Source organism: Mesorhizobium sp. KR9-304 (assembly GCF_040049215.1).
GTDB lineage: Bacteria > Pseudomonadota > Alphaproteobacteria > Rhizobiales > Rhizobiaceae > Mesorhizobium_K.
This window is the reverse complement of the sequence record NZ_JBDZDN010000001.1, coordinates 2,133,634-2,146,232: the sequence shown is the minus strand read 5'-3', so window position 1 is coordinate 2,146,232 and position 12,599 is coordinate 2,133,634. Positions and strand designations below refer to the sequence as shown.

Annotated in this window: 17 protein-coding genes; 7 read left to right on the top strand and 10 right to left on the bottom strand. The window is 62.2% G+C overall.

Features of this window, described 5'->3' with window-relative positions:
- Positions 1-14 precede the first annotated feature (14 nt).
- From ABLE71_RS10370 to ABLE71_RS10360, 3 genes are read right to left on the bottom strand one after another with little or no spacing between them, the layout of a single operon-like run.
- The gene (locus ABLE71_RS10370; protein ID WP_348783255.1) at positions 15-329 is read right to left on the bottom strand and encodes a GNAT family N-acetyltransferase; all 315 of its coding nucleotides are present in this window, start codon (positions 327-329) and stop codon (positions 15-17) included.
- Positions 326-955, bottom strand: a complete 630-nt coding sequence (locus tag ABLE71_RS10365; protein ID WP_348783254.1) for an alpha/beta hydrolase — start codon at positions 953-955, stop codon at positions 326-328. The genes ABLE71_RS10370 and ABLE71_RS10365 overlap by 4 nt, the downstream gene beginning before the upstream one ends.
- A gap of 11 nt (positions 956-966) precedes the next feature.
- The gene (locus ABLE71_RS10360; RefSeq protein WP_348783253.1) at positions 967-1,899 is read right to left on the bottom strand and encodes a VOC family protein; all 933 of its coding nucleotides are present in this window, start codon (positions 1,897-1,899) and stop codon (positions 967-969) included.
- Between the two features lie 210 nt (positions 1,900-2,109).
- Between ABLE71_RS10360 and ABLE71_RS10355 the strand changes: the two genes are divergently transcribed.
- Positions 2,110-3,654, top strand: a complete 1,545-nt coding sequence (locus ABLE71_RS10355; protein ID WP_348783252.1) for an alkaline phosphatase family protein — start codon at positions 2,110-2,112, stop codon at positions 3,652-3,654.
- Between the two features lie 54 nt (positions 3,655-3,708).
- On the opposite strand, the gene ABLE71_RS10350 is transcribed toward ABLE71_RS10355, so the two are convergent.
- From ABLE71_RS10350 to ABLE71_RS10335, 4 genes are all read right to left on the bottom strand, one after another.
- Positions 3,709-4,716 (bottom strand): PRC-barrel domain-containing protein, encoded by a 1,008-nt coding sequence (locus ABLE71_RS10350; protein ID WP_348783251.1) that lies wholly within the window; start codon positions 4,714-4,716, stop codon positions 3,709-3,711.
- Positions 4,717-4,985: 269 nt separating this feature from the next.
- The gene (locus ABLE71_RS10345) at positions 4,986-5,171 is read right to left on the bottom strand and encodes a hypothetical protein (RefSeq protein ID WP_348783250.1); all 186 of its coding nucleotides are present in this window, start codon (positions 5,169-5,171) and stop codon (positions 4,986-4,988) included.
- A gap of 79 nt (positions 5,172-5,250) precedes the next feature.
- Positions 5,251-5,703, bottom strand: a complete 453-nt coding sequence (locus tag ABLE71_RS10340; protein WP_348783249.1) for a hypothetical protein — start codon at positions 5,701-5,703, stop codon at positions 5,251-5,253.
- A gap of 9 nt (positions 5,704-5,712) precedes the next feature.
- Positions 5,713-6,033 (bottom strand): hypothetical protein, encoded by a 321-nt coding sequence (locus ABLE71_RS10335; protein WP_348783248.1) that lies wholly within the window; start codon positions 6,031-6,033, stop codon positions 5,713-5,715.
- Here ABLE71_RS10335 and ABLE71_RS10330 point away from each other — a divergent pair.
- Both ABLE71_RS10330 and ABLE71_RS10325 read left to right on the top strand, forming a co-directional pair.
- Positions 6,002-7,252 carry an AI-2E family transporter gene (locus ABLE71_RS10330; protein ID WP_348783247.1) on the top strand — a complete coding sequence of 417 codons (1,251 nt, stop codon included), beginning with the start codon at positions 6,002-6,004 and terminating at the stop codon, positions 7,250-7,252. The genes ABLE71_RS10335 and ABLE71_RS10330 overlap by 32 nt on opposite strands.
- Before the next feature lie 157 nt (positions 7,253-7,409).
- Positions 7,410-7,790 carry a response regulator gene (locus tag ABLE71_RS10325; protein WP_348783246.1) on the top strand — a complete coding sequence of 127 codons (381 nt, stop codon included), beginning with the start codon at positions 7,410-7,412 and terminating at the stop codon, positions 7,788-7,790.
- On the opposite strand, the gene ABLE71_RS10320 is transcribed toward ABLE71_RS10325, so the two are convergent.
- Together ABLE71_RS10320 and ABLE71_RS10315 are read right to left on the bottom strand one after the other, a co-directional pair.
- The gene (locus tag ABLE71_RS10320) at positions 7,776-8,324 is read right to left on the bottom strand and encodes a sigma-70 family RNA polymerase sigma factor (RefSeq protein ID WP_348783245.1); all 549 of its coding nucleotides are present in this window, start codon (positions 8,322-8,324) and stop codon (positions 7,776-7,778) included. The two genes, ABLE71_RS10325 and ABLE71_RS10320, sit on opposite strands and share 15 nt — an antisense overlap.
- A 4-nt stretch (positions 8,325-8,328) precedes the next feature.
- Positions 8,329-8,526 carry a NepR family anti-sigma factor gene (locus ABLE71_RS10315; protein WP_348783244.1) on the bottom strand — a complete coding sequence of 66 codons (198 nt, stop codon included), beginning with the start codon at positions 8,524-8,526 and terminating at the stop codon, positions 8,329-8,331.
- Positions 8,527-8,792: 266 nt separating this feature from the next.
- Between ABLE71_RS10315 and ABLE71_RS10310 the strand changes: the two genes are divergently transcribed.
- The 4 genes from ABLE71_RS10310 (at position 8,793) to ABLE71_RS10295 (ending at position 10,912) form a co-directional block, all read left to right on the top strand.
- Positions 8,793-9,587: a response regulator gene (locus tag ABLE71_RS10310; RefSeq protein WP_348783243.1), complete on the top strand. Its 795-nt coding sequence runs from the start codon at positions 8,793-8,795 to the stop codon at positions 9,585-9,587.
- A gap of 117 nt (positions 9,588-9,704) precedes the next feature.
- Positions 9,705-9,869 carry a DUF1328 domain-containing protein gene (locus ABLE71_RS10305; RefSeq protein ID WP_121583648.1) on the top strand — a complete coding sequence of 55 codons (165 nt, stop codon included), beginning with the start codon at positions 9,705-9,707 and terminating at the stop codon, positions 9,867-9,869.
- A gap of 395 nt (positions 9,870-10,264) precedes the next feature.
- Entirely contained in the window at positions 10,265-10,591 is a 327-nt protein-coding gene (locus ABLE71_RS10300) for a hypothetical protein (protein ID WP_348783242.1), read from the top strand.
- 69 nt (positions 10,592-10,660) lie between these two features.
- Positions 10,661-10,912 (top strand): hypothetical protein, encoded by a 252-nt coding sequence (locus ABLE71_RS10295; protein ID WP_348783241.1) that lies wholly within the window; start codon positions 10,661-10,663, stop codon positions 10,910-10,912.
- Between the two features lie 78 nt (positions 10,913-10,990).
- Here ABLE71_RS10295 and ABLE71_RS10290 read toward each other — a convergent pair whose 3' ends face one another.
- Positions 10,991-12,583 (bottom strand): CHASE domain-containing protein, encoded by a 1,593-nt coding sequence (locus ABLE71_RS10290; protein WP_348783240.1) that lies wholly within the window; start codon positions 12,581-12,583, stop codon positions 10,991-10,993.
- Positions 12,584-12,599 lie beyond the last annotated feature (16 nt).

Here is a 12,599-nt window from a genome sequence, read left to right as displayed (position 1 = left end):
TCGCGGTTCCATGGTCATTTCTTCAGCACGTCATGCCATTCCTGATGGCGGCGAAACTGAGCCGCGGCGAAGGGACAGAGCGGAATGATTGTCGTGCCGGCGGCGCGCGCGTCCTCCACGGCCCGCGTCACAAGGCGGAGCCCGGCGCCCTGCCCGCGGAAAGCATCGGGCACTTCGGTGTGGTCGATGATGATCTGGTGCTCGCCGATCTTGGTAAATGTCATCTCCGCCTCATCGCCGGCCGGCGAACGCAGGACATAGCGGCCTTTCGAGCCCCAGTCCTCGAACTGGATCTCCGTGAGGCTTTCGTCAGACAGTTCACCACTCATGCCGTTTCTCCTGGCGCAGGGGCGAAGGCGAAAAAGCGCCGTGCCGCCTCGATCTCATTCTCTCTTATTTCGTGACCACCTTCATGCCATTCAACCTTGGCATCGGCGCCGCGTCCCTGGAGGTGGGCAGCGAGCCTTGCGGTGAGGTTCGGCGGGCAGATCGGATCGCGCCGGCCCGCCGTGATCAGCACACGCCTGCCGGCGAGGTCGCCGTTGACCTGCGGCTCGAACGGAATCAGCGGATGCATCAGCACCGTGGCATCGAACAGGCCCGGATCGGCGAACACCACCGATGCAAGTATGTTGGCGCCGTTGGAATAGCCGAGGCCAAGCACCGAGGACGGCTTGGCCGCCTCGACATGCGCGCGGACGAAGCCCGACATCCGGTCCGTCGCCCGCGCGAGGTCGTCCATGTCGTAGACGCCCTCGCCGGTCCGGCGAAAGAAGCGCGCCGCGCCATGCTCCGACACATTACCGCGCGGAGACACGATTGTCGCCGTCGGCAGCAGCTCCCGCGCCAGACCGAGGAACTGGCTCTCGTCGCCGCCGGTGCCGTGGAAGGTGAACAGAAGCGGCCCGCCCGGCAAACCGGGCGCGACCTTGTGGATGTAGGCACTTTTGGACATGGTGGCCTCTGTCAGTTGCCGAGCGGCTGCAGGTGTTTTTCCAGATAGTCGCGCAGATGCGCGTGCTGGGTCGGCAGCTTCAGCGTCTCGCCGAGATGTGCAGTATCCTCGTCCCGGTCGAAACCGGGCTCGTTGGTCGCCACCTCGAACAGCACGCCGCCGGGCGTGCGGAAATAGATCGCCCAGAAGTAGTCGCGGTCGATGACCGGCGTCACGTGGTAGCCCGTATCGAGCAGCGCCTTGCGCACTTCGAGTTGCTTGGCGCGATTCTCCACCGCAAAGGCGATGTGATGCACCGATCCCGCGCCGAGATCGGCGAAAGCGGCGCCGGGCAGCGTCTCGATGTCGATCACATTGGCGCCATTGCCGTCCTTGACGGCGAGGCGTTTCACATTGCCGGACTGGTCGACATTCTCGTAGCCCATGAACTTAAGGAGTTCTTCGGTCGCGCCGCCGTCGCGCAGCCTGAGTGAGGCGGAGTGGAAGCCGCGGATCGCGTCGTCCGACGGCACGCCGCCCTTGACCCAGGGCGCACGCTCGTCGCCCTTCGCCTCAACGAGCGCGAAGCCGTCACCGTCCGGCCCTTCGAAGACAAGGCGGTTCTCGCCAAAGCTGATTTCGGTCTTGAGGCCGGCCACACCCTCTTTCTCGAGACGCTCCCTCCAGTAACCGAGCGAACCCTCGGGCACTGCAAAGACAGTGGTGCCGACTTCGCCGACACCGGGCCTGCCCTTGCCGATATTGGGGAACGGAAAATAGGTCATAACCGAACCCGGCGTGCCGAATTCGTCAGCATAATAAAGATGATAGACATCCGGCGCATCGAAATTGACGGTCTTCTTGACCCGGCGTAGGCCGAGCTTGCCGGTGAAGAATTCATTGTTCTGTCGGGCGTCCTTCGCCATCGAGGTGACGTGGTGAAGGCCCTTGATCTGGTCGAGCATTTTCAGGCTCCTTATTCCATTGCGGCATCGCCGCTCTTGCCTGCTCGCTATGTTGTCCATCCAATCGTTCACCGGTAGTGCGTGACCTCAGCAAGGTCCGTCCACACATAATGAACAATAGCGGATCGCAGTACATCGTCGCCTCTGGGTGGTCCTCTTGCAAGCGACCGAAAATTCGGCTCCATGACGCGCTGCACCCGGAGGTTGGAAATGGCGCGCCGGAAACCGAACGTCCTTTTCATCACCTGCGACCAGTGGCGCGGCGACAGCCTCTCGGCGGCAGATCATCCCGTGGTGCGGACGCCCAATGTCGACGCGCTCGCCGCCGAAGGTGTCATCTTCCGTCGCCATTATGGCGGCGCGGCCCCCTGTTCACCCGCCCGCGCCTGCCTCTACACCGGCCTCTACCAGATGAACAATCGGGTCTGCCGCAACGGCAGCCCACTCGATGCGCGCCACGGCAACATAGCCCTCGCGGCCCGAGCGGTCGGCTACGATCCGACGCTTTTCGGCTACACCGACGTATCGCCGGATCCGCGACACCTGGCGCCCGAAGATCCGCTGCTGAAGAGCTACGAGGGCGTTCTGCCGGGCTTCACAGTCCGCCAACTGCTGCCTGAACACCAGAAACCGTGGCTGTCCTGGCTCGCCGCGCGCGGCATCGACGCTTCCGCCGGCCATCCTGACATCCACCGCCCAGCCAAGGGAGGCGGCGGAACCGTGACCAACGCGCCGCCGGTCTATTCGGCCGATGAGACGCCAGCGGCATTTCTGGCAGACGAATTCATCCGCTGGCTAGGCGAGCAAAGCGGCCACTGGTTCGCGCACCTTTCCTTCATCAGCCCGCATCCGCCCTTCATCGTGCCCGAGCCCTACAACGCGCTCTACGCACCGGAGGACGGGCCCGGCTTCAGCCGGAACAAGACCTGGTCGCAGGAAGCCGCGGCGCACCCCTATCTCGACTACGTCATCGGGCGGCAGAAGAAGTCGAAATTCCTGCCCGGCAAGAAGGGCAAGGTTCACGATTTCAGCGAGGACGAGTTCCGCGCCATCCGCGCGCTCTACTGGGGCATGATCTCGGAAACCGACGCCCAGCTTGGCCGCATATGGGCCGCTGTCAAGAAGGCGGGCGCATGGAACGATACGATCGTCATCCTCACCTCGGACCATGCGGAAATGATGGGCGACCATTACCTGCTCGGCAAGGGCGGCTTCTTCGACCAGAGCTTCCACATACCTCTGATCGTCCGCGACCCGCGCCGGAAAGTCCGGGGTGCAAGCGTCAAGCGGTTCACCGAGGCAGTGGACATCATGCCGACGCTGATCGAGCTGCTTGGCGAAGCCCCGCCTGGGCATCTCGACGGCAGGTCGCTGGCGCTATTTCTCGATGGCAACACGCCGGCAACCTGGCGCGACGCAGCACATTGGGAATTCGACTTCCGCTCGATCGAGAAGGGCTCGGCGGAACGTCACTTCGGACTGGACCCTCGGCAGTGCAACCTTGCCGTTATCCGCAGCGAAAAGTGGAAATATGTGCATTTTGGCGGCGGACTGCCGCCGCTGCTCTACGATCTGGACAATGATCCGGGCGAGTTGCAAAATCGAGCGGACGATCCTTCATCCATCCCCGTGCGGCTCGAATTCGCGGAGCGCATGCTCGCCTGGCGCGCCGAACATCTCGACCAATCGCTCGCTCTATCGACCCTGACCGAGAATGGCGTTGTTGGAATGCCGGCCGCATTGCCGCTGATCTAAAGAAAGCCCGCGCCTTTCGGCGCGGGCTTTTTGCTGTCTTACCGGTCAGATGACTTACTGGATCATCATCAGGCGCTGGTCGTCACGCTTCTCCGTATAGGTGCTCTCGTCATAGGCCGCGGCCGCGTCGAGCTGCTCCTTGGTGAAGTTCGTGTACAGGTACTTCTCGCCGTCCTTGTCGGTCATGAAGGCGAGATTCTCGCTGCCGACGGCGACTTCCTTTTCGCCGACGCCCAGAAAGCCGCCGACGTCGATGATATAGGCGTCGACCTTCCCATCGGCCGTCAGCACGACATCGCCGATCTCGCCGACATTGGCGTCATTGGCGCCATAGACCGTGGTGCCGATCATTTCTTCGGCGCGGATATCGGTGGCCGGCATTTCGGTCAGCGTCGACTTGTCGATCGCCGCCGTGGTCGTCGTGTCGGTCGAGGCGTCAGGCGCCGGAGCCGCAGGGTCGGCCGGAGCCGGGTTCTGCGCCATCTGATCGGCAGGGGCCGATTCCGCAGGAGCTTCAGCCGTGGCGTCCGGGGCAGGCGATGCGGGATCGGCCGGCGCCTGGGCGGTCGTTTCCGGAGCCGGGGCTACGCCTGCGGCAGGTTCGTTCGACGCCACCGGCTGCGCGGGCTCGTAGGCGCTGCGGTCGAAGGCCGCCTGCGATTCCAACTGCTCCTTGGTGAGCGAGCTCACCAGCCAGCGGTCGCCATCGCGTTCGGCCCAATCGAGCTCCGCGAAGTTCACGGCAACATCTTTCTCGCCGAGGCCGAGGAAACCGCCGACGCCGACCACCACGGCCTCGATTTTGCCATCGGCGCCGATGACGATGTCGTTGACGTCGCCGATATTCTGGGCATCGTCGCCGGTGCCGTTATAGACGTTCTCGCCGATGATGTTGCTGGCCAGATGGCCGTCGGCCTTCATCGCCGGCGCGGCCGGAGTCGCTTCCTGCGTCATCGGAGCAGGTTCGACCGGCGCGGGCGCCGGCGTGGTTGCCTCCTGGGCGAATGCGCCGGTTGCTACAAGCGTCGTGATCGCCGTGGTAGCCAGGAAATTGCGGATCATGTTAAACTCTCCTTATGCGTGATTTCGGGAACGATGTCATTGCATCTGTCGCGCCGGCCTTACTCGTCGCTGGGAGGGCCGGTGCGACATCACACTTTCACAACGTCGCGTTGCCGATTCCGTTCCGAACTTTGCATCCGCGGATGCCTGCCTTTTTGCTCAGCGCGTCGCGAACAAACCCAACCAATAGATGATTGATTGCAACAGCTTGACGCCCGTCAGGCACCAAGCAACCAGACAAGGTCCACTGGGCGGATGAGTAGGCTGGGCTACTGGGTGACGTTCGTCTGAACGGCGCCCGGCTGGCCTGTGCTTTGCGCGTCGATGGCTTCGCCATAGAACTCGAGCCCGAGCCATACGGCGCCGGAAAGAGCGAGTGCTATGACCAGAATCATCAGCACGTTCGCACCCAACCTGCCTTGCCGTGCCTTGTTCTTTGGAATTCTTTGCGGCATTGATCTTCCTTCGCTGACGCTTGTGGCACCAATGCTTGGGAAGGTTGCGGGTTCCCGCCGAGTCGCGGCTGCGGACGATCTATTCCGAAGGCTCGTCCGGGCCGGGCCTTGGCTTGGTGTTTTCGCGATAGATCGCATAGGCGACAACCGCGAGCGCAGGCGCAAGAAGCGCGCCCACTCCCGCCCGGCTGCGCAGCAATCCAGGCAGAACCGCGAGCGCGGCGGCCACACCGACGGCGGTCAGGTCTGATTTTCGCCGTTCGGCCGCACGCTTGGCGCGCGATCCCGCCGTCAGGCGGTGGACCATCACGACGACGAGTGCAATGACGAGGAAGCCAAAGCCGAACGACAGCGCCGTCTCCAGCCGCCCGTACAGGTCGGACAGCCAGATGTAGAGGGCCGCTACAAGGAACCCGACGCCACAAACGGCGGCCAGTCCGGCCAACAGATAGAAGATGGCCGCCCGGCGCGCGCGCCGAATGGCTACTACCGTCTCGCCCGACGCCAGGCTTGCAAGCAGCGACGCCAGCATCCGGAGTGACTAACGGCGCGCGAGAAGTGCGAAAAGGAAGCCCACGCCCGCAGCGATCGCCAACGAGGTGACCGGCTTCTCGCGAACATGAGCCATAACTTGCGCCTCGATATCCTTGGCGTTGGCGCGAAGTTCATCAAGCTTCGCCTCGCCTTGCGCACGCAACTGTTCTGCACCCATCGCGGCCGCGCGCCTGGCGGTTCCATAACCATGCTCGCCGGTGGCCGCCATCTGCTTGGCAAGCTTCTCCAGGTCCGCTTTCAGCTGCTTGATATCGGCTTCGAGATCGGGGGCTTCGTTGCCGGTCTTGCCGGTCGCCGCTGTCGCCATGGCTTCACTCCTTGCATTTGCAGGCGTTCAACGCCGCATTGTTGGCGAGGTTCCGCCGGGAACAAACGAATGTCAAAGGGCGTTTTCGCGTTTTAATCCCCCATTGGAAAATTTCATGTCCAATCGAATTGCCAAGAAGGCGCCGATCGTCAGGTTGCCGCCCAAGTCCAATGTCGAGCTTCTGCTGCTGCGCAGCGCGCAGGTGGCCGTAATCGTGATAGGCGCCGTCGCCAGCGTCTTCGCGCTCCACGCCGGCCAATACATACTTGCTCCGGCGAGCCTCGGCATCGTGCTTGGGCTGATGCTGGGGCCAGTCGCCACCCGGCTCGAAAATCGGGGGCTGCGGCCCGGCCTTTCCGCCTCTTTGGTGGTGATCCTGTTCATCATAGCGATTGGTCTTCTTGCAGCGGCCGTCGCCGCCCCTTTGTCGGTCTGGCTGTCACGCCTGCCACAGCTTTGGTCCAACCTGCAGCTGCATCTGTCGGAGTTCAAGGCGCCACTGGATACGCTGAAGAGCGTCCGCGACCAGCTGCGCGACTTGACTGGCAGCGAAGGACTCCCCGTGTCGGTGGACGAAGGAAGCGGCGTCGAAAGCATGGCCATCCTGGCGCCCGCAGTGGTCGCGCAGATCCTGATCTTCTTCGCCTGCCTGTACTTTTTCGTCGCCACCCGCAACCAGACCCGCGCCGCCGTCCTTAAGCTTTGCCTCGACAGGCGCCTCCGCTGGCGGGTCGCGCATATCTTCCGCGATGTCGAGCGCATGGTGTCGCGTTATCTGCTGTCGATCACCATCATCAACATCCTGGAAGGCATTGCCGTCAGCATAGGGCTCTACCTCATCGGCGTTCCGTCCGCCGCGCTGTGGGGGGCGCTCGCGGCCCTGACCAACTTCGTCGTTTTCATCGGCCCAGTCGTCATGGTCGCGATGCTCTTCATGGTTGGGTTGGCCGAATACGACACGCTGACGGGAAGCCTGCTGCCGGTCGCGGTATATCTGGCCGTCAACATGCTGGAGTCGCAGTTCGTGACCCCCATGGTGATCGGCCGCACCATGACGCTGAATCCGTTCATCGTCGTGCTTGCGCTGATATTCTGGATTTGGCTGTGGGGTCCGCTTGGAGGGTTCATCGCCATCCCTGCTCTGCTCATCGTTTACGCTGTGATCCGCAATATCGTGCCGGGCATAAACTGGGGCGTGGACGACATCGATAAGAGTTAGCTCGCGGACTGTCGCCGGCGCTTGTCGGCTACCGTGGATTCCCATATGTCGGCGCGCCCTCTGTGCGTCCGAAAAGGCGCACAGGGCACGAGTATCTTTTTTTAATGACATTATCCCCGATTGCCCCCATGACTGACGTTTTCCAGGAGATCTACGCTTGTCCGGCATACTCGAAGACTTGAGAATCCTGTTGCTCGAGGACGAGTTCCTTATCGCCATGGATGTAGAGCAACTCTGCCTCGACCACGGCGCCGTCAGCGTCGTCGCGGCGCGCAGCGTAGACGATGTCGGAGACGACCTCGAGTTCGATGCGGCAATCTTAGACTTGCTGCTGAGTGGCGTCTCCACCTTCGACTTCGCCGCCCGCCTGAAAGACGCCGGCAAGCCTTTCATTTTCGCGTCTGGCTATACGGACGATGCCGAGGTGAGCCAACGATTCCCCGGCGTCACGATGGTTGGCAAACCTTACGCCGGAAACGACCTCGTCGAAGCCGTTGCAGCCGCCTGCGGCCGTATGCCCTTATCACGCAGCGCTTGATCCCATCACTTGTGAAGAAATGGCGTCGGGACCGAAATCGGCCTCGCCCGAAATCTGCAATATATCCTGCAGCCTGGCGCGTGCGCGGCTGACCCGGCTCTTGATGGTGCCGACCGCGCAATCGCAAATCTCCGCCGCTTCCTCGTAAGAGAAACCCGAAGCCCCGATCAGGATGATCGCCTCGCGCTGGTCTTCCGGCAGTTGCTCGAGCGCAGCCCTGAAATCCTTGAGGTCGAGCTGCCCATGCTGGCTTGGATGTACCGCGAGGCGCGCGGTCATCAGCCCTTCCGAGTCCTGAACCTCCCGGCCGCGCTTTCGCATCTGCGAATAAAACTCGTTACGCAGGATGGTGAACAGCCAGGCCTTGAGATTGGTGCCGGGCTGAAAGCTCTCATGCTTGTCCCAGGCCTTGACCAGCGTCTCCTGGACGAGATCGTCCGCCTTGTCGGCATTCTGGGCGAGCGACACGGCAAAGGCCCGTAAACTGGGGATCGCGCCGAGCAGATCGGTCTTGAAGGCTGCGGAAACCGCCATGCCGTCAATCCTTTTTCCGAACGGGTTCGGCGTTTTCGAGCTGGCTGAGCAGCACGGCGAATCGATCCGGCACCTGGTCGGACACGAGCTCGTCGTAATATTGCTTCAGCTTGCGGCCGATCTCGGAATTGGACCCGAGCGGATCGACCATGGTCGGCCGACGACGGTTCGCGGCCTCCGCGGCGGTTTCTTTTTTAGTCATTGTCGGTATTTCGCCCTTCTTTCCCCGAGAACGTGCCGAGCGTATCATTCTCCAGCGCCGCGTACACGCCGGTCCCCTACCCCGGTTGCCGTGGGCCGCTGAACGTCCGGTTGCCGTGGGCCGCTAAACGCATGATTTTCGGTTTGGTTCCGCAACGTCGCATCTTTCGGAACCTTTTTTTCGCCAGGGCGTTGTGGGAGCGTTGTGGGTGGGGTTCAGCTCAAATCACCCGCACGCATCACGTCCTTTGAGGGAGACGCACCATCATGAGTCTATCGGCAACCATTGCGCCGCACCTGCCTTTTCTCCGCAGGTTTTCGCGGGCGGTGTCCGGATCTCAACACAGCGGCGATGCGCTCGTCGCAGCATTGCTTGAAGCAATCATTGCCGACATAAGCATTTTTCCCAAAGCTTCCAGCGATCGCATCGCTATCTACAAGCTCTTCTCCCAACTCTTCACCTCGGTTTCGATCCGCGTGCCCCAGGAGGCTTCGCCTGTGGCATGGGAGCAGCGTACCGCCGCCAACCTCGGCGCTTTGGCGCCGCGCGCACGCCAGGCATTCCTGCTGATTGCGGTCGAGGGCTTCTCGAACGAGGAGGCTGCCGAAATTCTCGATACTGCCGAGGAGGAATTCGCCGATCTGCTCGCCCAGGCGAGCGCCGAGATTTCGCGCCAGGTCGCGACAGACATCCTTATCATCGAGGATGAGCCGCTGATCGCGATGGACATCGAGCAGATGGTCGAGAGCCTGGGGCATCGCGTGGTCGGAACTGCGCGTACCCATGGCGAGGCGACGGCGATGTTCAGGAACACACGCGCCAAGATGATCCTTGCCGACATCCAGTTAGCCGACGGCAGTTCGGGCATCGACGCGGTCAACGAGATTCTTGCCACCACATCGGTGCCGGTCATCTTCATCACCGCGTTCCCTGAGCGCCTGCTCACCGGCGAACGGCCGGAACCGGCTTTCCTGGTCACCAAGCCCTTCAATCCCGACATGGTGAAGGCCCTTATCAGCCAAGCACTTTTCTTTGATCGGCAAGCCAAGGCCGCCGCCTGAGATACGACGCGCTCAGTTCAGAAAGGGCCGTCCGGTGACGGCCCTTTTTTGTTGACTTTCCGGAACCAAGTTGGGCATGCGCCGTTTTCGACGCATCCGCTTTCGAGGAGATCGATCATGCTTTACTGGGCGCTTGTTTTTCTCGTCGTCGCAATCATAGCCGGCGCTTTGGGCTTTGGCGGCATCGCTGGAACGTCCGCAGGCATCGCGCAGATCCTGTTCTTCGTATTCCTCGCGTTTCTGGTGATCTCGCTTCTGGCCGGTCTTTTCCGCCGAGCCTGACGCAGCTTCATTCGAATGCTGGAAGCCGCACCCCTCAATCGGTTTCCAGTTGCCGCCGGGCAGGGCTTTCCAACGGAGCACTGTCCGGCGGACCTATCTTCCGCAGGAATGCGGTCCCGGCGTTCAGACCAACCGTCAACATGTCGGTCCGCCGCTGCGCCAGTCTGGACGGCGCCGGTCTGGAGATCGGGAACGGCTCGCTCGCTAGAATACAAGCTGGTCGTTCCGTACGACAATTTCGAGACAGATTGATCCGTCTGAAAGCCGGCCAACCATCGAGTCCTCGGTTCCAGCTCGCCTCTTCAGCGATTGAGTTAGTCTGCAAGGAACCATCGCGGAGGCGTCGGCGTTTCATGCCCTGGAGGGCCGTTCTCTCATTGCGAGAGGAAACTGCCATGGAACATATAGCTGCCTTGCTACTGATCGTGGGATGCTCCGACGATCTTGTCCAATGCCGCGAACTACCGCCGCCAATATCGGTCTACGAAACCGTCGAGGAATGCGAAGGTAACCTGCAGCCATCCATCAGCCTATTCACGACCAAGCATCCGCAAGTCTTCGGCCAATGCGTCGAAGTCGATCCGGCCATAGAGGAAGAGGACGCAGAGCTTGTCTGGGACGTAAAGCCCGACGGCACCCTATACGCCCTGATCGAGGTGCCGGAGATCATGGTTGCATCGAGCCCGGAAAGTCGCGAAAAAGACTATCTTAGCCAAGAATGATTTCTGGCGCGCAAAAATCCGCCATTGCGTGCTAAACGACGGGCGGGACGACGAACTGAGGAGCCTCATATGAGAAAGACTATCTTTGCGGTGGCAGCCATGATGGCGCTCGCTGGTTGCACGACGGCTGAAACCGACGCCACGACCGGCGGCTTGATCGGCGCGGGTGTCGGCGCTCTGGCCACGGGCGACGCCGGCGGCGCGATCATCGGTGGCGTGGTAGGCGCCGCGTCAGGCGTGCTGATCGGCAGGGCGGCCCGCGACGGCTGGTGCCGCTACCGTGATCGCAACGGCCGCATCTACGAGGCCCGCTGCCGCTAGGTCGCGCCGAAACCGTCGAAGTCGCCGGCCGAAACATGGCTGCCCCGCTTGTTGTTGGGGCAGCCATTATTTTCACGCTCAGAGGTCTTTGCCGGCCAGCGGGATTTCGATCTCGATAAGCAGTCCGTCGGCGCGGTAGTCGCGACGGATCTTGCCCTTGAGTTCCCTTGTGATGTTCATGTCTATCAGCTTGGTGCCGAAGCCAGGCTTTTCGGGCGGCGACACGGGCGAGCCAATTTCGCGCCAGGACAGCAAGAGCGTCTGGCCCCGAACCTGCCAATCCACCTTCAGCGCGTCGGGCGAATTGCCGGCTTCTCCGTATTTCAGCGCATTGGTGGCCAATTCATGGAAAGTCAGGCCCAGCGCCTGGGTCGCGGTTTCCGTAAGCATCACCTTCGGACCGCTTAGCATGCCATCGGGAAGCTCCTTGCCGAACGCCTGAGCCAGTTCGATGTGCAGCAATTCGCCGAGATCCGCCTTCTGCCAGCGCGAGCGGGTGAGCATGTCCTGTGAGGCGGCCATCGCCTGCAGCCGCGCCGAGAAGGATTCCGAGAATTCGCCGATATCCTTGGCGCTTGCGGCGGTCTGGCGTGCGATCGCCAGCACCCGCGTGATCGAATTCTTGATGCGATGCTTCATCTCCTGAAGCATCAGATCCTTTTCCAGAAGGCTGTTCTCGGCATTCTCCTGCAGCTTCGACATCGCCTCGTAGGCGCGGGCCTGATAGCGCTGGAGGAGTGCTATCGCGACGGCGAGCAGCAGGCCGAACAGGCCCAGCAGCACGGGGATCACCGGTGAAGACGGTCGCGTGAAATCGGCCGTCGGCCGGAATTCGATGACCCAGGGCCGCCCAGCGACGAGCAACTGGCGGGTGGTTGCGAAATCCATGTCGTGGGCGGGCTCGACCTGCGACCGGAACAGCAGGTTCTCAGCCTCTGCCGCGCCGTCGAACACCTGGACATAAACCGGCAGCGCCGGAAACTTGTCGAGCGCGGAGTTGGCGAGTTCCTGCGTGCGGAAAGCGGCAAAGAGCATTCCGGCCGGCTGACCTTCGGGCGCGCCCGGCCGCTCCAGCGCGGAGAACAGCAGGAAGCCAGGAGACATTTGGGCGCCGATCTGAGGCCCGAGCAGCACGCGGCCGGTCGCCCGCGATTCGCCCGTCTCAATGGAGGCCAGTATCGCGTCGCGGGCCTGCGCGTCGCTGAACATATCGTAGCCGATACCCGTCATCCTGCCCCGGTCGAGCGGCTCGATAAGCATCACCGGCATCCGCCAGTCGCCTTCCGAGGAAGGCGGGAAGATCGACCTCTCGACGTTCTGCCGCTCGCTGATCGCGCGTTCCAGCAACACCTCGTCGCCGGATTTCCCAACACCGAGCAGGCCCAGCGACTGCAGCCCTCCAAAATTCTTGTCGACCTGGAGCGCGTCGAAATAAGTCTTGAACTCATTGCTGGTTACTTCACCGGCGCGCGCGCTGAAGAATGCGTCCGTCTCGCGCAGTAGCGACAGATGCAGATCGACCCTGCTCTGGATGCGGTTCAATGCATCGTCGGCGGTCGCCTCGAACTTGATGCGCGTCGCCTCTTCCGCGGCGAGATAGGCAAAGCCGGCCATCGCCAGGCTGGCGAGGGCCACGGCTGCAAAAGCCACTATGGGAAAATGCTTCTTCAAACGCCGACCCGGTTGG

Coding starts and splice junctions, on each gene's coding strand:
- ABLE71_RS10370 (WP_348783255.1), bottom strand. CDS start 329: ATGAGTGGTGAACTGTCTGACGAAAGCCTCACGGAGATCCAGTTCGAG.
- ABLE71_RS10365 (WP_348783254.1), bottom strand. CDS start 955: ATGTCCAAAAGTGCCTACATCCACAAGGTCGCGCCCGGTTTGCCGGGC.
- ABLE71_RS10360 (WP_348783253.1), bottom strand. CDS start 1,899: ATGCTCGACCAGATCAAGGGCCTTCACCACGTCACCTCGATGGCGAAG.
- ABLE71_RS10355 (WP_348783252.1), top strand. CDS start 2,110: ATGGCGCGCCGGAAACCGAACGTCCTTTTCATCACCTGCGACCAGTGG.
- ABLE71_RS10350 (WP_348783251.1), bottom strand. CDS start 4,716: ATGATCCGCAATTTCCTGGCTACCACGGCGATCACGACGCTTGTAGCA.
- ABLE71_RS10345 (WP_348783250.1), bottom strand. CDS start 5,171: ATGCCGCAAAGAATTCCAAAGAACAAGGCACGGCAAGGCAGGTTGGGT.
- ABLE71_RS10340 (WP_348783249.1), bottom strand. CDS start 5,703: ATGCTGGCGTCGCTGCTTGCAAGCCTGGCGTCGGGCGAGACGGTAGTA.
- ABLE71_RS10335 (WP_348783248.1), bottom strand. CDS start 6,033: ATGGCGACAGCGGCGACCGGCAAGACCGGCAACGAAGCCCCCGATCTC.
- ABLE71_RS10320 (WP_348783245.1), bottom strand. CDS start 8,324: ATGGCGGTTTCCGCAGCCTTCAAGACCGATCTGCTCGGCGCGATCCCC.
- ABLE71_RS10315 (WP_348783244.1), bottom strand. CDS start 8,526: ATGACTAAAAAAGAAACCGCCGCGGAGGCCGCGAACCGTCGTCGGCCG.
- ABLE71_RS10310 (WP_348783243.1), top strand. CDS start 8,793: ATGAGTCTATCGGCAACCATTGCGCCGCACCTGCCTTTTCTCCGCAGG.
- ABLE71_RS10305 (WP_121583648.1), top strand. CDS start 9,705: ATGCTTTACTGGGCGCTTGTTTTTCTCGTCGTCGCAATCATAGCCGGC.
- ABLE71_RS10300 (WP_348783242.1), top strand. CDS start 10,265: ATGGAACATATAGCTGCCTTGCTACTGATCGTGGGATGCTCCGACGAT.
- ABLE71_RS10295 (WP_348783241.1), top strand. CDS start 10,661: ATGAGAAAGACTATCTTTGCGGTGGCAGCCATGATGGCGCTCGCTGGT.